Annotated in this window: 18 protein-coding genes; 6 read left to right on the top strand and 12 right to left on the bottom strand. The window is 64.3% G+C overall.

What is annotated here, in order from left to right; all coding sequences use genetic code 11:
* The first annotated feature begins 62 nt into the window (after positions 1-62).
* Entirely contained in the window at positions 63-746 is a 684-nt protein-coding gene (locus IVB31_RS16655; RefSeq protein ID WP_247324089.1) for a flavin reductase family protein, read from the top strand.
* A 288-nt stretch (positions 747-1,034) separates the two neighbouring features.
* On the opposite strand, the gene IVB31_RS16650 is transcribed toward IVB31_RS16655, so the two are convergent.
* The 3 genes from IVB31_RS16650 to IVB31_RS16640 all read right to left on the bottom strand — a co-directional run bounded on the left by IVB31_RS16650 (position 1,035) and on the right by IVB31_RS16640 (position 4,164).
* The gene (locus tag IVB31_RS16650) at positions 1,035-1,904 is read right to left on the bottom strand and encodes an EamA family transporter (protein WP_247324086.1); all 870 of its coding nucleotides are present in this window, start codon (positions 1,902-1,904) and stop codon (positions 1,035-1,037) included.
* A gap of 115 nt (positions 1,905-2,019) precedes the next feature.
* Positions 2,020-2,745 carry an acetoacetyl-CoA reductase gene (gene phbB / locus IVB31_RS16645; protein ID WP_247324085.1) on the bottom strand — a complete coding sequence of 242 codons (726 nt, stop codon included), beginning with the start codon at positions 2,743-2,745 and terminating at the stop codon, positions 2,020-2,022.
* 240 nt (positions 2,746-2,985) lie between these two features.
* Positions 2,986-4,164, bottom strand: a complete 1,179-nt coding sequence (locus IVB31_RS16640; protein ID WP_247324084.1) for an acetyl-CoA C-acetyltransferase — start codon at positions 4,162-4,164, stop codon at positions 2,986-2,988.
* 303 nt (positions 4,165-4,467) lie between these two features.
* Between IVB31_RS16640 and phaR the strand changes: the two genes are divergently transcribed.
* Positions 4,468-5,064, top strand: a complete 597-nt coding sequence (gene phaR / locus IVB31_RS16635; protein WP_247324082.1) for a polyhydroxyalkanoate synthesis repressor PhaR — start codon at positions 4,468-4,470, stop codon at positions 5,062-5,064.
* Between the two features lie 130 nt (positions 5,065-5,194).
* On the opposite strand, the gene IVB31_RS16630 is transcribed toward phaR, so the two are convergent.
* Positions 5,195-6,082 (bottom strand): branched-chain amino acid aminotransferase, encoded by an 888-nt coding sequence (locus tag IVB31_RS16630; protein ID WP_247324080.1) that lies wholly within the window; start codon positions 6,080-6,082, stop codon positions 5,195-5,197.
* A 118-nt stretch (positions 6,083-6,200) separates the two neighbouring features.
* Between IVB31_RS16630 and IVB31_RS16625 the strand changes: the two genes are divergently transcribed.
* Positions 6,201-7,136: an alpha/beta hydrolase gene (locus IVB31_RS16625; RefSeq protein WP_247324079.1), complete on the top strand. Its 936-nt coding sequence runs from the start codon at positions 6,201-6,203 to the stop codon at positions 7,134-7,136.
* Between the two features lie 9 nt (positions 7,137-7,145).
* Here IVB31_RS16625 and IVB31_RS16620 read toward each other — a convergent pair whose 3' ends face one another.
* Entirely contained in the window at positions 7,146-7,394 is a 249-nt protein-coding gene (locus IVB31_RS16620; RefSeq protein ID WP_247324077.1) for a hypothetical protein, read from the bottom strand.
* Positions 7,395-7,576: 182 nt separating this feature from the next.
* Here IVB31_RS16620 and IVB31_RS16615 point away from each other — a divergent pair, with 182 nt between their 5' ends.
* Together IVB31_RS16615 and IVB31_RS16610 are read left to right on the top strand one after the other, a co-directional pair.
* On the top strand, positions 7,577-8,482 hold the full coding sequence (locus tag IVB31_RS16615) for a hypothetical protein (protein WP_247324075.1): 906 nt from the start codon (positions 7,577-7,579) through the stop codon (positions 8,480-8,482).
* A gap of 223 nt (positions 8,483-8,705) precedes the next feature.
* Positions 8,706-10,289, top strand: coding sequence for a sensor domain-containing diguanylate cyclase (locus IVB31_RS16610; protein ID WP_247324073.1), 1,584 nt, complete (start codon positions 8,706-8,708; stop codon positions 10,287-10,289).
* A 15-nt stretch (positions 10,290-10,304) separates the two neighbouring features.
* Here IVB31_RS16610 and IVB31_RS16605 read toward each other — a convergent pair whose 3' ends face one another.
* From IVB31_RS16605 to IVB31_RS16595, 3 genes are all read right to left on the bottom strand, one after another.
* Positions 10,305-10,865 carry a carboxymuconolactone decarboxylase family protein gene (locus tag IVB31_RS16605; protein WP_247324070.1) on the bottom strand — a complete coding sequence of 187 codons (561 nt, stop codon included), beginning with the start codon at positions 10,863-10,865 and terminating at the stop codon, positions 10,305-10,307.
* A 105-nt stretch (positions 10,866-10,970) separates the two neighbouring features.
* A complete protein-coding gene (locus IVB31_RS16600; protein WP_247324782.1) occupies positions 10,971-12,134 on the bottom strand; it encodes a PLP-dependent cysteine synthase family protein in 1,164 nt (387 codons plus the stop codon).
* 51 nt (positions 12,135-12,185) lie between these two features.
* A complete protein-coding gene (locus tag IVB31_RS16595; protein ID WP_247324068.1) occupies positions 12,186-12,650 on the bottom strand; it encodes an Lrp/AsnC ligand binding domain-containing protein in 465 nt (154 codons plus the stop codon).
* A gap of 163 nt (positions 12,651-12,813) precedes the next feature.
* On the opposite strand from IVB31_RS16595, the gene IVB31_RS16590 reads away from it, so the two are divergent.
* The gene (locus IVB31_RS16590; protein WP_247324066.1) at positions 12,814-13,827 is read left to right on the top strand and encodes a 1-aminocyclopropane-1-carboxylate deaminase; all 1,014 of its coding nucleotides are present in this window, start codon (positions 12,814-12,816) and stop codon (positions 13,825-13,827) included.
* Positions 13,828-13,837: 10 nt separating this feature from the next.
* Here IVB31_RS16590 and recQ read toward each other — a convergent pair whose 3' ends face one another.
* The 4 genes from recQ to IVB31_RS16570 all read right to left on the bottom strand — a co-directional run bounded on the left by recQ (position 13,838) and on the right by IVB31_RS16570 (position 19,000).
* Positions 13,838-15,703 carry a DNA helicase RecQ gene (gene recQ / locus IVB31_RS16585; RefSeq protein WP_247324064.1) on the bottom strand — a complete coding sequence of 622 codons (1,866 nt, stop codon included), beginning with the start codon at positions 15,701-15,703 and terminating at the stop codon, positions 13,838-13,840.
* A gap of 133 nt (positions 15,704-15,836) precedes the next feature.
* On the bottom strand, positions 15,837-16,580 hold the full coding sequence (locus IVB31_RS16580) for a polysaccharide deacetylase family protein (RefSeq protein ID WP_346730876.1): 744 nt from the start codon (positions 16,578-16,580) through the stop codon (positions 15,837-15,839).
* Between the two features lie 104 nt (positions 16,581-16,684).
* A complete protein-coding gene (locus IVB31_RS16575; protein ID WP_247324060.1) occupies positions 16,685-17,686 on the bottom strand; it encodes a homoserine O-succinyltransferase in 1,002 nt (333 codons plus the stop codon).
* Between the two features lie 12 nt (positions 17,687-17,698).
* Complete coding sequence (locus IVB31_RS16570) at positions 17,699-19,000, bottom strand: O-acetylhomoserine aminocarboxypropyltransferase/cysteine synthase family protein (protein ID WP_247324057.1); 1,302 nt, start codon at positions 18,998-19,000, stop codon at positions 17,699-17,701.
* Positions 19,001-19,131: the final 131 nt, after the last annotated feature.

Raw genomic sequence — 19,131 nt, 5'->3', positions numbered from 1 at the left:
ATCGGGTGGGTTCGATCCGCGCCACACTTTAGGACTGCGCCTCCAATCAACAGGAGCGCACGATGCACGGACCACTCGGATCCGCAGCCGTCCAGATCGACCCGGCCATCTTATATTTCGGAACACCTGTCGTCCTGATCGGGTCGACCAACGAAGACGGCTCTTGCAATCTCGCGCCGATGTCTTCGGCATGGTGGGTGGGATGGCGCTGCATGCTCGGGCTCGCGCGCAACTCCAGGACCACTGAGAACATGATCCGCACCGGCGAATGCGTGCTCAATCTGCCGTCGGCCGACCTCGTCGCCGCCGTCGACCGCCTCGCGCGCACCACGGGCTCGGATCCGGTGCCGCCCGGCAAGCTCTATCGCGGCTACCGGCACGAGAGGAACAAGTTCGGCCTCTGTGGATTGACGGCGCAACCGGGCGAAACGGTCGGCGCACCGCGCGCGATCGAGTGCCCGGTGCAGATGGAAGCCAAGGTCGCGCATGTGCACGAGATGGCACAGGACGATGCGGTCTGGCGCGGCAACCTTGCCGCCATCGAGGTTCGCATCACCCGCGTTCATGCGCACCCTGATATCATGATGGACGGCGCACCCAACCGCATCGATCCCGACAAATGGCGGCCGCTGATCCTGAGCTTCCAGGAATTCTATGGCCTGACGCCGCAACGCTTGCGGCGCTCCGAGCTTGGCCAGATTCCGGAAGCGATGTACCGGCCGCCGGGCTGGCAGCCGACGCTTTAGCCGCGGATCAATCTTGGTCGGCTGGAATAGGCTTCCGCACGGGTATTCGGCGAACAATCCTCGTCGGAAGCTTTTCGTAGGCCGGCCGATAACGACCGGCTCGATATTCATCTTCTGTCAGTTGGAGGTAGGATTTTCCATCAGTTATCGTAACGGTCTCAGGTCGGCCGTTCAGCCCCTCGTTCCGATGAATGCCCGTGAACGTTTCAGGAGTCGCGCTGACTTGCGCCATAGCGCCCGGAGCAGCGAGCACCGAGACCAGCATCAGCGGTATGGCGAACGAACGTCTCATCGCTTGCGCAGCACCATGTCCTTCGCCGCGATCAGGCCGCCGCCGGCGATCAGGATCGCGGCGATGGCGATGTTGGCGCTGGCTTTTGCAAACCCCGCGGCGATGAGGAAACCGGTCGAGAGCAGCGGCGTCGCGTAGGAGGCGGCGCCGAGCACGCGGATGTCGCCGCGCTTCATGCCGATGTCCCAGGCATAGAACGCCGCACCGACGGGGCCGATGCCGAGCGCGATCACGGCGAGCCATTGCAAGCTCGTCTCCGGCCACACCGTGGTTTCAAGCAGACCATGCATCAGCGCGGCGAGCAGGGCGGTCGCGAGGCAGAATCCCGCGACCGCATCGGTGGGCACCGCCTTCAACCGCCGCGACAGCACCGAATAGGCGGCCCAGACGAAGGCAGCGATGAAGGCTGCGACCAGTCCCGGCACCTGGCCGGGCGTGAAGCCGGAGGTGTTGCCGGCCAACAGCAGCACGGTGCCGACGAGGCCGAGCACGGCACCGACGATGTGATGCACGGCAAGCCGCTCGCCGGGCAGGAACGACGAGAACAGCACGATCAGCAGCGGCCAGAGATAGTTGAGCAAGCCGGCTTCGGCCGGCGGCGCAAAGCGTAGCGCGAGAAAATACAGCGCGTGATAGCCGAACAGTCCGCCGACGCCAACCGCCCAGACGGCGAGCGGCTGACGCAGGCTTTTTGCCGCCTCGCCGCGGCCGATCCAGGTGAGCAGACCAACGAGACCTCCGATCGCGAAGGTCATCGCGGCCAGTTGGAACGCCGGGATCTTTCCGGTCGCCACCGTCATCACGGATAGCAGCGACCACATCAGGATCGCGGTCAATCCGATCAGCGTGGCTGTGCGCGGGGTCATCGATGCAAGGCTCTGAGGACGCTTATGCCCGGCACGAGGCCGGGCATTTTCGTCTTCACTATCGCCTTGTGGTGCCTGAGGCTACAGGCTTTTGGCTTAATGGCCTGGCGCCATATCAGGCGTGATATTGGCCGCCATTGATCGTCAGGGTCGAGCCGGTGATGAAGCCGGCCTCGTCGGCCGCGAGGAACACCACGGCGCGCGCGATCTCCTCGGGTTCGCCGAGCCGGTTGACCGGGATCTGGGGGATCACGTTCTTCTCCAGAACGTCCTTCGGCACGGCCTGCACCATTTCGGTGTTGATATAGCCTGGTGCGATCGCGTTGACGGTGATGCCGCCCTTCGCGTTCTCGATCGCAAGCGCCTTGGTGAAGCCGATGTCGCCGGCCTTCGCGGCGGAATAGTTGACCTGGCCGAACTGCCCCTTCTGGCCGTTGATCGACGAGATCGAGATGACGCGGCCGAACTTACGGGCACGCATGCCTTCGATCACCTGGCGCGTCATGTTGAACAGCGAGCCGAGATTGGTGTTGATCACGGCGTTCCACTGGTCGAGCGTCATCTTGTGGAAGGCGGTGTCACGGGTGATGCCGGCGTTGTTGACGAGCACGTCGACGGGACCGATATCGGCTTCGACCTTCTTCACGCCTTCGGCGCAGGCGTCGAAATTGCTGACGTCCCATTTGTAGACGGCGATGCCGGTTTCGGCCTTGAACTTTTCCGCCGCGGCGTCATTGCCGGCATAGCTCGCCGCAACCTTGTAGCCGGCGGCCTTCAGTGCCTTGCTGATCGCAGCTCCGATGCCCCGTGTACCACCCGTCACCAATGCAACACGTGCCATATCTCATTCCTTCCCTTGGACTCTTCGGACGCTTCTGAGTGATCGTTTTTAACGGTGGATTATGCGGTTGGTTTGACGGACATCAAGAACAAAACGCCCGGCGTTGAGCCGGGCGTTTGTATTTAGTCGAGGCTTGCGCAGTTGCGAAGAATATTTGATTTGCAACCGCCCTCTTTTTAATCGTGTGCAACGCACGCACTGACGCGTGCAGCGCACGCGTCAGTTACGCGTCAGCGATCTTCAGTCGCGCGCCAGACACATCGCGATACCCATGCCGCCGCCGATGCACAGCGTGGCGAGACCCTTCTTCGAATCGCGCTTCTGCATCTCGTGCAGCAAGGTCACCAACACGCGCGCGCCGGAGGCGCCGACCGGATGGCCGATCGCGATCGCGCCGCCATTGACGTTGACCTTGGAGGTGTCCCAGCCGAGGTCCTTGTTGACGGCACAGGCCTGCGCCGCGAAGGCTTCGTTGGCCTCGATCAGGTCGAGATCGCCGACGTTCCAGCCGGCCTTCTTCAGCGCGGCACGCGAGGCAGGGATCGGGCCCGAGCCCATGATCTTCGGATCGACGCCGGCCTGCGCCCAGGACACGATGCGCGCGAGCGGCTGCTTGCCTTCCTTGGCGGCCTGCTTGGCGGTCATCAGCACCACGGCGGCAGCGCCGTCATTGATGCCGGAGGCCGAACCCGCGGTGACGGTGCCGTCCTTCTCGAAAGCGGGACGAAGCTTCGCCATCGCGTCGATCGTTGCGCCATGGCGCGGATATTCGTCGGCGCTGACGACCACATCACCCTTGCGGCCCTTGATGGTGACGGGGACGATCTCGTCGCTGAACTTGCCGGCCTTCTGCGCGGCCTCGGCCTTCTGCTGCGAGGCGACCGCGAATTCGTCCTGCTGGGCGCGGGTGATCTGCCACTGCCGCGCGACGTTCTCGGCCGTGTTGCCCATGTGGTAGCCGTTGAAGGCATCCCACAGGCCGTCCTTGATCATGGTGTCGATGAACTCGACCGCGCCCATCTTGACGCCGCCACGCAGATACTGCGCATGCGGAGCCATGCTCATGGATTCCTGGCCGCCGGCGACCACGATTTCTGAATCGCCATTGAGCAGCGCCTGGTAGCCGAGCGCGACGGTGCGCAGGCCCGAGCCGCAAAGCTGGTTCACGCCCCAGGCCGGGCTTTCCACCGGGATGCCGGCGGCGATCGAGGCCTGGCGGGCCGGGTTCTGGCCTTGGGCGGCGGTCAGGATCTGGCCCATGATGACTTCGGAGACCCGGCCGGGCTCAATGCCCCCTCGTTCCAGCGCGGCCTTGATGGCGATGGCGCCGAGATCGTGGGCGGGAAGGGTCGCAAACGCTCCGTTGAAGCTTCCGACCGGTGTGCGGGCGGCGCTGACGATGACGACATCGTCTGACATGGGCATCTCCTGGGTTTGAAAGGGGGCAGACGGGGCTGGGAAACGGCTCGCCAGTCTCGGACGGCATCCTGTTAACGTCGTGGAGGCATGTCAATCGATTGGTGGCCGAATTCATGCCGCAACGCATTCAAAATAGCGTTCCTGGCGCTTTCGCAAGCAAGTTTTTGCTGCGCGATTAACCGTGGCGCACAAAACGGTAGCGTGACCCCTTTGAAAATGCTTATTTTGTTGCGTTGCGTACTCGTCCCGCCTTGCGGCACTGCCGCAGGGTTCCCGTTCTCAGCGTCTATCATGTGAGAGCCCATGGCGAAATCAGACCAGCCCACCACCATCAAGAAATACGCGAACCGCCGGCTCTATAACACCGGAACGAGCACTTACGTGACGCTGGAAGACCTCGCCTCCATGGTCAAGGACGGCGAAGATTTCCTGGTCTACGACGCCAAGACCGGCGACGACATCACCCGCTCCGTCCTGGCCCAGATCATCTTCGAGCAGGAGAACAAGGCCGGCCAGAACCTGCTGCCCACGACCTTCCTCCGCCAGCTGATCCGCTTCTACGGCGACAGCATGCAGATGGTGGTGCCGAAATATCTGGAGCAGGCGATCGCATCGCTGACCCAGGAGCAGGAGAAGTTCCGCAAGCAGGTCGCCAACTCGCTGTCCGGAACCCCGTTTGCGCCGCTGGAGGAACAGGTCCGCCGCAACATGGAGCTGTTCCAGCAGACCTTCTCGATGTTCAAGCCATTCGCCCCCAATGCGGCCCGCCCAGTGGCCTCTGCGGAGCCGGGGCCCGATGCGACCGCTGAAGCGCCGAAGGACAGCAACATCGACGATCTGCGCCAGCAGATGAAGGACATGCAGGAACGCCTCGAGCGGATGTCGAAGAAGGACGAGTAAGTCCTTTCGTACGCGACGGCGCCCGCCTGCCGCGGGCGCCGTTTACCCGCGTTGACCGGCTACCGCCACGAACTCGTCATTGCGAGCGCAGCGAAGCGAAGCAATGACGGAGTTCGCGGAAACAGGGCGTTCAGGCCGCCAGCCTTACCACATGGGCAAAGTCCCAATAAAGCTTGCGCGCTCTGGTGTAGAGCGGGCCCGGCTTCAGCTCGCGATCGTCGATGCGGATCACAGGCGCGACTTTTGCGAAATTGCCGGTGGAGAATATCTCGTCGGCCGTGAGGAAATCGGCATAGCGCAGCGTCTTCTCGACCACGGTGACGCCGTCGCCGCGCAGCAGGCTGATGACGCGCTGGCGCGTGATGCCGTTGAGGAAGGTGCCGTTCGGCACCGGCGTATAGACCACGCCATCCTTGGCCATGAACACGTTGGAATTGCCGAACTCCGCGACGTTGCCGAGCATGTCGAGCATCAGCGCGTTCTGGAAACCGCGGGAAGCTGCTTCTGCAAGCGCGCGTGAATTGTTCGGGTAGAGACAGGCCGCCTTGGCCTCGACCGGGGCGCATTCGGCGGTGGGCCTGCGGAACGGCGACAGCGTGATGGCGTTCCCGACCGGCTTTGGCATCGGCGCCTCGTAGATGCAGAGGCACCAATCGGTGGTCTCGGGGTCGAACAGCACGCCGCCGCCCGCGCCGTTCTGCGCCCAGTACATCGGACGGACATAGAGCTCCGCATTCGCCGCGAAGCGCGCGATGCCTTCGTTTGCGAGTGTCAGCCACGTGCCGGTATCGACCACCGGCTTCAGGCCAAAATTGATCGCGGATTGATTGGCGCGGGCGACGTGACGGTCGAGATCGGGCGCGACGCCTTCGAACGCGCGCGCGCCGTCGAACACGACCGAGCCGAGCCAGGCCGCGTGCGTCCGCGGGCCCATGATCGGCACATTGCCGTCATGCCACTTGCCCTCGAAGAAGGTCCAACTCGGCGAATATTCGATGGACTTTTTGATCTCGGCCATGACCGGCCTCCCTTGGCGTGACGCCGCAATATAGCGCCACTATTGATCGCAATTTCTAAATGATTCCCTGCGGGAAAATCGTGAGTTACCCTCTCCCACCGGGGGAAAAGGAAGCAGCATGCCGCTCGATCCGCTCGCAAAGCGTCTGTTGACCATGATGGCTGCGGCCGCACCGCAAGCGCGGAGCCGGCCGAGCGTGGAGGCACGGCGCCAGTCATTGGCAAAGCTGATGCAGTTTGCGCGCACCGATGCGCCTGACGTGACGACGTCCGACGGCACGCTGCCCGGTCCCGGCGGCGCGCTGCCCTATCGCCTCTATTCACCCGCTTCTGCCGGCCAGGGCGCGCCGGGCTTCGTGTTCTTTCATGGCGGCGGGCTCGTTGCCGGCAGCATTGCCACGCATGACCGAATAGCGGCGGCGCTGGCGCACGCGACCGGCTGCCGTCTCGTCTCGGTCGACTACCGGCTGGCGCCCGAGCACAAATATCCCGCCGCCCTCGATGACGCGATCGCCGCCACCGAATGGGTGGCGCGCGAGGCGTCATCGCTCGGCATCGATGCCGAACGCCTCGTGGTCGGCGGCGATTCCGCCGGTGCCACGCTCGCCGCGATCGTATGCCAGGAAGCCACGCAGAGCGCCGGCCTCTCGATCGTCGCGCAATGCCTGATCTGCCCGGTGCTGGATTTCGAGGAAGCCTCCCCTTCGCGCGAGGCCTTCGCCGAGGGCCATTTGATCGATCGCATCACGATCGAAGCGGATCTCGCCGACTATCTGCCGGAAGGCCTGGATGCCGCCGATCCCCGCATCTCGCCCTTGCGCGCGACGCGGCTCGCCGGCCTGCCGACGGCGATCATCCACACCGCCGAATTCGACCCGATGCGCGACGAGGGCAATGCCTATGCGCGCAAGCTGCTCGCCGCGGGCGTCGCCGTCGAGCACGTCTGCCATGACGGCATGGTTCACAATTTCCACGCCTTGGGCGCGATCCTGCCGCAGGCGCAGCTCGTGCTGTCGCAGATTGGCGAGCAGGTGCGGCGCGCGGTGGAAAAGTAAAAGCGCGAATCACACGCGCGCGTCGAGCACGGCCCGAGCTGCAACAACATACTCCGGCCAATGCGCGTCCGCATATCGCTCGGCCTGCCGTGCGCAGGTGACGTCTGGCGCGTGCGCGGCGGCGATCGTGCGCGCGAAGCGCTCCTCGGCGACCGTCACGTCGCCGGGCTCGGGCGACGATACGGCGGCGGCCACAGCCGTCGGAGCAACAGCGAGCCCCGCCAGACCAGCGAGCAGGATGCGGCGTGACGTGTTCATGGCTGTCGTCCTTCCATTGTCCGGCCCGCACTCTGGCCAGCGAGAGTGTCAGTGCGATCACGGCAGGGTAGCCGCGCACATCCGTGCAGTCCATCGCTTGCGGATAGCGCTTGACCACATGAGCGATCACGTTCCATCTAACGACGGCTCCGTCATCAAATTGCCACGCGTCGGATTGTCAAATGTCCCATCGCAGCCCATCGCATCATCAGGCTTTGCGCGCCGTCGCGATGGGGCTGCTTTGCCTGACGATTTCAGCAAGCGCCGCCTTCGCCACGGAGGCCGGGGAGGACGAGCACACAAGACCGGCCGTGCCGAACATCTATCTCGATCTGCGCACGATCTATGCGACGATTCCCGCGGGCACGCTCGGGCTCGGCTTCGGCAATACATCATTGTCGGCCGCGTTCGAAGCGCTGGCGGCGCGACGAGGCGCAACGCTGCCGGGCGGCCTGCCCGCCGCAAAATCGATCGCTGTCGATCTGCCGCTGACGGTGGACGTCAGCGATCGCGTCTCGCTCTATGGCGGCGTGTCCGGCTCGACGACCGATATCGGTGGCGGCTGGTCGGCGTTCGACATCACCAGTTGGAACATCGGCGCGCAGGCCGACCTCTATCAGCAGAACGGCGGAAAAATCCCGACAATCACACTGCAATCGACCCTGACGCAATCGGTGCCGAACGAGCAGGGCATGACGACTTCTTTCAACAATATCCTGGAATTCGACTACGCGCTGGACGAGGACGAGACGCGGGGCTGGCTTGCCGGCGTGCAATACACCCACACCGACGTCGCCAGCCAGCTCGCCCGGATCAAGCCGAACACGATCCTCTATGCCGGCGGTTATTACCAATGGCCGAGCAATTGGAAATTCACCGGACGCCTCGGCGTCCAGTCGTTCGGTGGCGCGCAGATCGCAGGCCGGACGCTGGCGGAGTCCTTCACCCAGCCGATCCTGCGGCTCGACCTCGACCGCATGGACGACAACGACAACCGCCTGTTCGGCATCACTGCCCAGATCGCGTGGATGCCGAAGCCGTCCTATCAGGTGACTCTGCGGACGCCCCTCTATGCGGTGCGTAACTGACTGGGGTCGTGGTAGATTTTCGGTAAAGCGCTGCGGACGCAATTGACCGGATTGGGGGGGGTCGGAACGGGCGCCTTCCCCTGATGACGAGCAGCTTTTCGCATGAACCGCTGCGCATCGCGTCAACCGATCGTTAATCCTCATCCGAAAACGCCGATTGCGTTACATCGCTGCAAGGGACCTTGCGCGAAACTGGGCCGTGTTTTCGAGTTGGAGGCTGCGAATGTCCCGCTTGGTCCCGGAACGGACGTTCCTTGCTGGAAAGATCTTCTTCAATTTCGGCCAGTCGTCGATCGATTGCGTCGTGCGTCGGCTGTCCGAGGAGGCTGCGACGCTCGAGATGGAGAGCGGCCTCGGCGTGCCGGAGCGATTCCAGCTCAGGCTCGCAGGGCGCGAGATCCTGACCTGCCGCGTGATCTGGCGATCGGACCGTCAGGTCGGGGTTGCGCTCGAAGCGGATGATCATGTCGAATCCCGAACCGAGAACGAGCAGGGGCGAAGCACCGACTCGCTGGTGCGTGGGCAGATGCTCGCGCTTCGGGCCGCGCTTGATTTTGTCCCGCTTGGCATCGTGCTGCTGGATGCCAATCTCCGCGCGCAGTTGATCAATCGGGCGTTCCGGCAGATGTGGCTGTTGCCGGATGAAGTCGCCAACAGCAACCCGTCATTCGTGACCCTGATGCACCATGGCCGCGATACGCTCGCCTACGAGATTCCGCCGGCGGAACTCGAAGCCTATGTCGCCGAGCGTGTCCGGCAGGTCAAGGCGGGCGATGCATCGCCTCTCGATCTGCGCCGCACCAGCGGCGACGTCGTTCGCATGCAATGTACACCGCTGCCCGACGGCGGACGAATGCTGACCTATACGCCCGTCACCGACATCGTGCGCTACTCCGACGAGCTGAAATTGCTGCGCGACGCACTCGAGTCCGTCGAGGATGGCGTCCTGCTGCTCGACCGCTATCTCAACGCCAACTTCATGAACCGGCGGATGCGGCGGTTCTGGGACGTGAGCGATCAGGAAGCGGCCGGCCATCCGAGCTATGCATCCCTGGTGAGCCGGGCCCATCGCGCGAGCGCGCCGAATCTCCCGCCAACCGAATTGACCAAATTTCCCACCAAGCGGGTCGCCGAGGTCAAGGCCGGCGATCATGTGCGCGACCTGCAGACGCCGGACGGCCGGCGCATCAGGGCGCATTGCACCACGATGTCGAGTGGCGGCCGCATGCTGACCTATGTCGACATCACCGATCTGACGCAAAAGGCCGCGATGCTGGAGACGCTCGCCACCACCGATCCGTTGACCGGTCTCTACAACCGCCGCCACTTCCTCGACGGCCTCGATGCGGAGTGGAGCCGCTTCCAGCGCTACTATCGCTCGGTCTCGGTGCTGATGCTGGACATCGACCACTTCAAGTCGGTCAACGATCGCTACGGGCATGCGGTGGGCGACGCCGCGATCAAGGCGGTGGCGGCTGCCTGCCTCGACGGCAAGCGCAAGTCGGACATCGTCGGCCGCCTTGGCGGTGAGGAGTTCGCCGTTCTCCTGCCCGAGACCAGCCTGTCCCGCGCCAGAATCGTCGCCGACCGCATCCGCAAATGCGTGATGGGCGCCCAGATTGTCGCCGACGAGATCCAGTTCGGCGTCACCGTGAGCATCGGCATCGCGGAGGCCACCGTCAGCATGTCAGGTATCGACGCGCTGATGAGCGCAGCCGACCATGCGCTCTACCAGGCCAAGGCCGAAGGCCGCAATCGCTGCATCGCCTGGGCACCTCCGCCGCCTGCAAGCAAGGCCGCGGAGTGACCGTCGGAGCAGCTTTTACTCCGGCACCGGCACGTCGAACGTGTTCAGCGTGACCGAGACCATGCAATAGACGCCGACGAGATAGGACAGCTCGGCCGCGCCGTGCTCACCGAACTCCTTCACCGCCGCGCGCCAGGTCAATTCCGGCAATACGCCGCCGCTGACCAGTGCGGACGCCACGTCGTAGGCGATCGCTTCCTGCTTGGTGAGATCCACCGGCCGCTGCCCGGCGACGATGGTGGCGAGCTTCTCGTCGGAGAGGCCGCGCTGCTCGGCGACCAGCACATGCGCATAGAGCTCGTAGCCGGAGCGGAAATGCGAGCCGGTGACGAGGATCGCGACCTCGCGCACGGGCGCGGGCAGCAGCGGGTTCGAGGCGATCGCCTTGACCAGCTCCCACACCGGCTTGCCGAAGCGCGGCTCGCGGATCCAGGGATTCCAGGGCCCAAGCAGCGCGCCGTCGTCGCGCATGTTTATGAAGCCCTTGAAATGGTCCGTGATGCCGGCTCGCATGTCGTCATAGAGCGGCTTCTGCTCGGCACTCAGGTCTTTCGGGTCGAGAATGGGAAGGCGCACGGTGGGATCTCCTCGTTGAGCGCCGAGGCTCGCCCGCGTGACGATGCAAGGCAAGTGAAGTTGCCGTGACGACCGTTCAATTTTGCAAATCGCGCGGAGAGTCGGCTATGAAGCCCGAATGCCCTCTAAGTTCTCCGGATTGACGACGTCGTCGACCGCTAACACCAATGGCTGCCCGGTATCGAGGAACGACGACAACGCGGCCTCGAAGGGCGCCGGATCGAGGCCGCGCGCCTTCAGCCATTCGGGCTCATAATAGGTCTGCCGGTAACGCTCGCCGGAATCGCAGATCAGCGTCACCAGCGAACCCATCACGTTCGCCTTGCGCATCTCCGAGGCGAGGCGGCACAGCGCCAGGAAGTTGGTGCCGGTGGAGCCGCCGACCGCGCGGCGCAGCCGGCGCGACAGCACGTTCATTGCCGCAATCGTTGCCGCGTCCGGGATCTTCATCATGCGGTCGACCACACCAGGCACGAAGGACGGCTCGCAGCGCGGCCGGCCGACGCCCTCGATCAGCGACGGCCGATCGCAGACATGGGAGCGGTCCTGCGTGCGGAAACAGTCGAAGAAGGCGGAATGCTCGACATCCGCAACGCACAGCCGCGTCGGATACTGGCGATAGCGCAAGTACCGTCCGATGGTGGCCGACGTGCCGCCGGTGCCTGCACCCATCACGATCCAGTCCGGCAGCGGACGCGGTTCGCCCTGCAATTGGGTGAAGATCGACTCGGCGATGTTGTTGTTGCCGCGCCAGTCCGTTGCGCGCTCGGCAAAGGTGAACTGGTCCATGTAATGGCCGTTCAGCCGGGCAGCGAGCGCGGCGGCTTCCGCATACAGCGCGCGACCGTCGTCGATCAGATGGCAGTTGCCGCCATAATGCGCGATCGCGGCGACCTTCTCCGCCGAGGTCGTGCGCGGCATCACGGCGTAGAAGGGCACGCCGATCATCTGCGCGAAATAGGCCTCCGACACCGCGGTCGATCCCGAAGAGGCCTCGACGACGGGCGTGCCTTCGCGGATGTGGCCGTTGCAGAGCGCGTAGAGGAACAGCGAGCGCGCCAGGCGATGCTTCAGGCTGCCAGTCGGATGCGTGGACTCATCCTTGAGATAGATGTCGATGCCTGATAGCGCCGGCACGATCAGCCGGATCAGATGCGTGTCGGCCGTGCGGCACTGATCGGCCTCGATCGCGGCCACGGCCTCGTCGACCCAGCCGCGCCGATAGGCAGGCGCGCCCGGCTCTTGCTGACGGAAGGGAAGTGGCTGCATCGGCATCAGCTGAATCTCTCATGATGTTGATCATGCATCAATAGCTCCCGCTCAAAACTCCAGCGGCGCGTTGTCGACGACTTCCTTCATCACGAAGAAGGTGCGGGTCTGGCGCACGCCCGGCAGCGCGATGAGTTGCTCGCCGTGGATGCGGTTGAAATCCTCCATGTCGCCGACGCGGATCTTGAGGAAATAGTCGAAGTCGCCGGCGACGAGGTGGCAGTCGAGCACGAATTTCAGCCTGGTGATCGCCTGCTCGAAGATCGCAAAGCTCTCCGGCGTCGAACGGTCGAGCACGACGCCGACCATGACCAGCGTGCCCTTGGCCACCTTCTTCGGGGCGACCATGGCGCGGACCGCGGCGATGAAACCGTGCTCGAACAGGCGCTGGGTGCGGCGATGGCAGGTGGCGGGGCTGATCGCGACGGTTTCCGCCAGCTCGGCGTTGCTCAGCCGGCCGTTATTTTGCAGCAGTCTCAACATCTTAAGGTCGATGCGGTCGAGACGAGCAGGCATGGAAGAAGCTTCCGTTATCGGGCTTTGTATCGAGAGAAATCTTAGCGAACTGCGAAATTTACGCAAGACTATGCGCAATATGAGCGCAATATTCGAAAGCACCTTTTTGCAGCGCGATGCTAGCCTTTCTCCAGACACCAACGCCAATCGGGATGACCTCACGATGCTCGAAAAATTCGCGCGCTATCCGCTAACCTTCGGTCCGACGCCCATCGAGAAGCTGGAGCGGCTCTCCAAGCATCTCGGCGGCAATGTCGAGGTCTATGCCAAGCGCGAGGACTGCAATTCCGGTCTCGCCTATGGCGGCAACAAGCTGCGCAAGCTCGAATACATCATCCCCGACGCGATCGCCTCCAACGCCGACACGCTGGTGTCGATCGGCGGCGTGCAGTCCAACCACACCCGCATGATCGCGGCGGTCGCTGCCAAGATCGGCATGAAGTGCCGCCTGGTGCAGGAAGCTTGGGTGCCGCACGAGGACGCCGTCTATGACCGCGTCGGCAACATCATGCTGTCGCGCATCATGGGCGCCGACGTGCGCCTGGTCGACGACGGCTTCGACATCGGCATCCGCAAGAGCTGGGAAGAGGCGATCGACGAGGTCAAGGCGGCGGGCGGCAAGCCCTACGCGATTCCGGCCGGCGCTTCCGTGCACAAATTCGGCGGCCTCGGCTATGTCGGCTTCGCCGAAGAAGTGCGCCAGCAGGAAGCCGAGCTCGGCTTCAAGTTCGACTACATCGTGGTCTGCACCGTCACCGGCTCTACCCACGCCGGCATGCTGGTCGGCTTCGCCGCCGACGGGCGCGCGCGAAAAGTGATCGGCATCGACGCCTCCTTCACCCCGGCGCAGACCAAGGCGCAGGTGCTCTCGATCGCGCAGAACACGGCCAAGCTCGTCGAGCTCGGCAAGGATCTCGTCGCGGACGACGTCGTGCTGATCGAGGACTACGCCTATCCCGCCTATGGCGTGCCGTCGGAAGAGACCAAGGAGGCGATCCGCCTCGCCGCGCGGCTCGAAGCCATGATCACTGACCCCGTCTATGAAGGCAAGTCGATGCAGGGCCTGATCGACCTGACGCAGAAGGGCTATTTCGAGAAGGGCGCAAAGATCCTTTACGCCCATCTCGGCGGCGCGCCGGCGCTCAACGGCTACGGGTATGCGTTCCGGAATGGGTGAGCGAGACGCGCTACCGCGTCTTGATGATCAGGAGCAGCTCGTCGCCGTAATGCTCCAGCTTCTTGTCGCCGATGCCCGGCACGTTGCGCAGCTCGTCCAGCGTCGTCGGCCAGGCGCGGACGATGCCGTCGATCGTTGCATCATGCAGTACCACGTAGGCCGGTACGCCGCGTTCGCGCGCGACGTCTGAGCGCCAGGAGCGCAGCCGCGCGCGCAATTCCGGATCGACATCGCCCTGCGGCGCATTGGCCGCCGGCGCGATATCCCCGCGGCGGGATTTTGCTCGGCTGCTGCGAACACGCGTGCCTGGCGCCTCCTCTCGCAGCCACACCTCGGTCTCACCGCGCAACACGCCGCGCGCGGTCTCCGTCAGCTTCAGCGCGCCAAAGGACTCGCTGTCGCTCTGCAAATGCCCCATCGCCACCAGCTGCCGCAACACGGTGCGCCATTGCTTCTCGTTGAGTTCGCGCCCGATGCCGAATACCGACAGCTTGTCGTGGCCGAACTGGCTCACCTTCTCGGTCAGCCGCCCGATCAGCACGTCGATCAGATGCATCGCACCGAAACGCTGCCCGGTGCGATAGGCGCAGGAGAGCAGCTTCTGCGCCAGCACCTTGCCGTCGCGCATCTGCGGTGGCGTCAGGCAGTTGTCGCAATTGCCGCAATTCACCCCATGCAGCGTCTCGCCGAAATAGCCGAGCAGCCGCTTGCGCCGGCACTGCGCGGTCTCGGCGAGCCCGACCAGCGCATCGAGCTTGCCGATCGAGACCCGCTTGAAATCCTCGGAGCCGGTGGACTCGTCGATCATGCGGCGCTGCTGCACGATGTCCGAGAGCCCATAGGCCATCCAGGCCGCCGACGGCTTGCCATCGCGGCCGGCGCGGCCTGTCTCCTGGTAGTAGGACTCGATGCTCTTGGGCAGATCGAGATGGGCGACGAAGCGCACGTCGGGCTTGTCGATGCCCATGCCGAAGGCGACGGTCGCGACGATGACGATGCCGTCCTCATTGAGGAAGCGGTCCTGGTTGCGCGAACGCACGCTGCCGTCAAGCCCGGCATGATAGGGCAGCGCCGCAATGCCGGCGTCGGCGAGTGCGGCAGCGACCTCCTCGACCCGTTTGCGAGACAAGCAATAGACGACGCCCGCGTCTCCCGCGTGACGCTCCCTGATGAATTCCTTGAGCTGCGTCACCGCGTTCCGCTTGTCGACGATCTCGTAACGGATGTTGGGCCGGTCGAAGCTGGAGACGAATTGCGGAGAACCGCCAAGTTGAAGCCGCTCGACGATCTCGTTTCGTGTCAAATCGTCAGCGGTCGCGGTCAACGCAATACGCGGCACGTCGGGAAAGCGCTCGGCGATGATGGAGAGGCCGACATATTCGGGGCGGAAGTCGTGGCCCCATTGCGAGACGCAATGGGCTTCGTCGATCGCGAACAGCGCCACCTTGGCCTGCGCCAGCATCGACAGGCAGCGCGGCGTGACCAGGCGTTCCGGCGCGACGTAGAGCACATCGAGATCGCCCCCGATCAGGCGTCGCTCGATGTCGGAGGCTTCCTGCGGGGTCAGCGACGAGTTCAGCGCGGCGGCGTTGACGCCGGCTTCGAGCAGGCCTGCGACCTGGTCGCGCATCAGTGCAATCAAGGGGGAGACAACGATACCGCAGCCTTCACGCAGCAGCGCCGGCAATTGATAGCAGAGCGACTTGCCGCCGCCGGTCGGCATCAGCACCAGGCAATTGCCGCCGTCAGTGACGTGCCGGATGATCTCGCCCTGCGCGCCGCGGAAACCCGGCAGGCCGAACACCGAATGCAGCACCGACAGCGCATCGCGGCCGGTGGCCGGCGCAGGCAGCGGGGCGGTGGAGGGAGCGGACATGAGTGAGCAGGAACCACGGCCGTGAGATTCGTCACAAGGCCAGTCGCATGACCGCGCGGGCGTGGCAAGGCCGTTTGCGCGGCACGGCGGCCTCTTTCCCTCTCCCACAATAAGGCGAGAAGGGAAGAAGAGACTACGCCCCGATCCGTCGCAGCGCTTCCGCGACCGTCACGATTGGCATGTCGCGCTTTCCGGCTGCCTGCAACGCGTGGCGCATCAGGTGTGGCGTGCAACCGTAGGGGCTTGGCGCATCGACGACGTCATGGCTGTAGAAGATCAGCCAGCCACCGCTTGCGACCGCCTCGTCGAAATAGCGATCGACACCCGCCGTATCGATCTCGAAATTGACCAAAGGTGAGGCGCGCAGGAACTGGAGATCGATGACGTCGCGATTGACGCCGGGCAGGATGCCGCGCGCCGAGCGGAAGGCCCTGGCAAGCTGCGGCTTGCGCCAGACCGAGGCAATACCATAGGGATAGGCGAAATTTTCCAGCGCGATCGAGGAATCGATGCCGCGAAAATGGCTGCGGTTGCGCTCGATCTCGCGGGCCATGGCGGCCTCATCGAGATTGGCCGAGCTCTGGTGCGAGAAGGTATGGCAGGCAATCTCGTGCCCGGCCCGGTGAAGCCGCACGATGGCGTCGTTCGACAGGCCGTGCCAGTGGTCCGAGGGACGACCGATCAGGCTGCCGGCGAGATAGAACGTGCCGCGGCCGCCATGCTGCTCCAGCAACTCCGCGCCCTCGCCTGCGGCGCTATCGGGGGCATCATCGAAGGTGAAGCTCACCATGGGCGCATGCGCGGGCAGCCGGTGCGGCGCGGCACGAAAGTGCCGGGCCAGCCGATTGCTCACGCGTCCCTGGAGTGCCGACCACACGAATCGCATGCCCTGTTTGTCCCGCCGCCCTCACTGAAGCATTCGTGCGCTGCTTGAGGCAAGCTTCACACTTCATTAGTCCTAATATCGACCCGTCGCCCGACCTAGCGCGCAAGCATCGACGCGTCGGCTTCCGCGCCGAGATATTGCAGCCAGTTATTGAACAGTGCCGCCGCCGCGCTGCCGGCGGCGATATCGTGGCGAAAATTCAGCGCAGGCAATTCGTTGCTGAGCGCGGGGTGACGCTGGTGCCTCGCCTGCTTCTCGAAGCGGGCAAGCTTCTCCTCCGTCGCTGCGTCAAAATAGCTCACGGGCAAATGCGGATAATTGTCGCGCTCGCGGGCGAGATAACGGCCGATGTCGCGCAGATATTCGCGCTGAAGCGACAGCGCGTCATATTCCGGATGGCCCTGGAAGAACACGAAGCGGCTGGCATATTGCCGGACGAAGATATCGACGCCGGCCTTTGCCGAGCGCGTCAGCACCTGATAGCCGGCCTGCGCGAGGTCGCTCTCGGCGATCTCGTTGAGACGCGAATGCGAGACCTTGAGCGGCGCGGGAGCGGCGCGCGTCAGCGAATCGCTGGTCACGGCTTCGCAGTCGAAAATGCCGTGACATTTGGCCGGCAGCCGCCGCCGCTCGATTCGATCGAGATGCAGCACCGCGGCATGCGCAGCCAGGCACGACCAGATCGTCGAGCGCGTATTGACCTTGGCCCAGTCGATCAGATCGGTGAGATCGCGCCAGTACGGCTCCTGGTCCAGCTCAGGCGCGACCGGCTCGGCGCCTGTCACGATCAACCCGTCGAACTTGTGCCGCCCGAGCTCGGTGAGTTCCGAATATTCGCTCTCGACGTGCCACTGCGCTTCCGGCGAGCGCTTCACCGAGGGCAGCGAGAAGCAGTGGAAGCGAATGCGGCGCGGGCCCGCGGCGGCCTGGAGCAGCTTCATGAACTGCCGCTCGGTCGCCTTCAGTGCCGAATCCGGCATGTTGTTGATCAGGCCGATGGTGAGTTCGGCGCCGCGTCGCTCGCGCGCTAGATCGCCCTCGCCCGGCACCAGCGCCGGGCTCGATATGCCTTGATCCCTGTCGATCAAGATCGTCATCGGCGCCGCCGCCTACTCCGCGGCCTGGAGGCGCGCGGACGGGCAGGCCTTTTCCAGCGCCTGGTCGATGTCCTCGATGATATCGGCGGAATGTTCGATACCGATCGAGAGGCGAATCGTTTCCGGCAGCACGCCGGCGAGGCGCTGCTGCTCCACCGACATCTGCCGGTGCGTGGTCGAAGCCGGATGGCAGGCCAGCGACTTGGCGTCGCCGATATTGACGAGGCGCGTGATCAGCTTCAGCGCGTCGTAGAAGGTCTTGCCCGCTTCCATGCCGCCCTTGATACCGAAGGTGAACAGCGAGGACGCGTTGCCGTCCAGATATTTCTCGACCAGCGGATGATAGGGACTATCCGGGAAGCCGGTGTAGTTGACCCAGGCGACGCGCGGATCCTTGCGCAGGAATTCGGCGACCTTGCGGGCGTTCTCGCAGTGACGCTCCATGCGTAGCGCCACGGTCTCGATGCCCTGAAGCAGCAGGAAGGCGTTGAACGGCGACAGCACCGAGCCCATGGTGCGCTGATAGATGCTGCGTGCGCGCTCGATATAGGCGGTCCTGCCGAAACGTTCGGCATAGACGAGCCCGTGATAGGAGGCGTCCGGCTTGTTGTAGCCAGGGAAGCGATCGGCGTATTTCGCCCAGGGAAAGTTGCCGGAATCGACGATGGCGCCGCCGAGCGTGGTGCCGTGACCGCCCAGAAATTTGGTCAGCGAGTGCACGGCGATGTCGGCGCCATAGTCGAACGGCTTGAGCAGGATGGGCGTTGCAACGGTATTGTCGACGATCAGCGGCACGCCATGCGCATGTGCGATTTTGGCCAGCGCCTCGATGTCGCAGACATTGCCGGCGGGATTGCCGATGGTTTCGGCGAACACGGCGCGGGTGTTCTCGTCGATCAGCTTCTCGATCGCCACGGGCTTGTCGCTCTCGGCAAAGCGGCCAATGATGCCCTGCCGCGGCAGGATGTGCGAAAGCAGCGTGTGCGTGGTGCCGTAGAGCTGCGGCACCGAAACGATGTTGCCGCCGTGATCGGCGACGTTGACGAAGGCGAAATGCAGCGCCGCCTGCCCGGTCGCAACCGCAAGCGCGCCGACGCCGCCCTCGAGCTCGGCGATACGCTTCTCCAGCACCGCGCTGGTGGGGTTGGCAATGCGGCTGTAGCGGTAACCCTCGGTCTCGAGATTGAAGAGCGCCGCGCCGTGATCGGCGCTGTCGAAGGCGTAGGCAGCGGTCTGGTAGATCGGCACGGCAACCGCATGCGTGGTGGCTTCGGGCTCGTAGCCGGCGTGAATAGCGATCGTCTCGTTGCGCATCGTGCCACCTCCGCGTGGAGCGGGCCGCACTTATTGGCCTGTATGAGGCATGTGCGTTGTCCGCCGTCCCTCTGTTAGAGGCGGGCGGTAAAGCGGACAATAATTCGCATAGAGATCGAGGAAGTAACCCT

The sequence above is a fragment of the Bradyrhizobium sp. 21 genome (assembly GCF_023073335.1).
GTDB lineage: Bacteria > Pseudomonadota > Alphaproteobacteria > Rhizobiales > Xanthobacteraceae > Bradyrhizobium.
This window is presented reverse-complemented; position numbering and strand designations above follow the sequence as displayed.

Bases quoted from the DNA above. Each gene is read 5' to 3' on its own strand.
- IVB31_RS16655 (WP_247324089.1), top strand. From the start codon at position 63: ATGCACGGACCACTCGGATCCGCAGCCGTCCAGATCGACCCGGCCATC.
- IVB31_RS16650 (WP_247324086.1), bottom strand. From the start codon at position 1,904: ATGACCCCGCGCACAGCCACGCTGATCGGATTGACCGCGATCCTGATG.
- phbB (WP_247324085.1), bottom strand. From the start codon at position 2,745: ATGGCACGTGTTGCATTGGTGACGGGTGGTACACGGGGCATCGGAGCT.
- IVB31_RS16640 (WP_247324084.1), bottom strand. From the start codon at position 4,164: ATGTCAGACGATGTCGTCATCGTCAGCGCCGCCCGCACACCGGTCGGA.
- phaR (WP_247324082.1), top strand. From the start codon at position 4,468: ATGGCGAAATCAGACCAGCCCACCACCATCAAGAAATACGCGAACCGC.
- IVB31_RS16630 (WP_247324080.1), bottom strand. From the start codon at position 6,082: ATGGCCGAGATCAAAAAGTCCATCGAATATTCGCCGAGTTGGACCTTC.
- IVB31_RS16625 (WP_247324079.1), top strand. From the start codon at position 6,201: ATGCCGCTCGATCCGCTCGCAAAGCGTCTGTTGACCATGATGGCTGCG.
- IVB31_RS16620 (WP_247324077.1), bottom strand. From the start codon at position 7,394: ATGAACACGTCACGCCGCATCCTGCTCGCTGGTCTGGCGGGGCTCGCT.
- IVB31_RS16615 (WP_247324075.1), top strand. From the start codon at position 7,577: ATGTCCCATCGCAGCCCATCGCATCATCAGGCTTTGCGCGCCGTCGCG.
- IVB31_RS16610 (WP_247324073.1), top strand. From the start codon at position 8,706: ATGTCCCGCTTGGTCCCGGAACGGACGTTCCTTGCTGGAAAGATCTTC.
- IVB31_RS16600 (WP_247324782.1), bottom strand. From the start codon at position 12,134: ATGCAGCCACTTCCCTTCCGTCAGCAAGAGCCGGGCGCGCCTGCCTAT.
- IVB31_RS16595 (WP_247324068.1), bottom strand. From the start codon at position 12,650: ATGCCTGCTCGTCTCGACCGCATCGACCTTAAGATGTTGAGACTGCTG.
- IVB31_RS16590 (WP_247324066.1), top strand. From the start codon at position 12,814: ATGCTCGAAAAATTCGCGCGCTATCCGCTAACCTTCGGTCCGACGCCC.
- recQ (WP_247324064.1), bottom strand. From the start codon at position 15,703: ATGTCCGCTCCCTCCACCGCCCCGCTGCCTGCGCCGGCCACCGGCCGC.
- IVB31_RS16575 (WP_247324060.1), bottom strand. From the start codon at position 17,686: ATGACGATCTTGATCGACAGGGATCAAGGCATATCGAGCCCGGCGCTG.
- IVB31_RS16570 (WP_247324057.1), bottom strand. From the start codon at position 19,000: ATGCGCAACGAGACGATCGCTATTCACGCCGGCTACGAGCCCGAAGCC.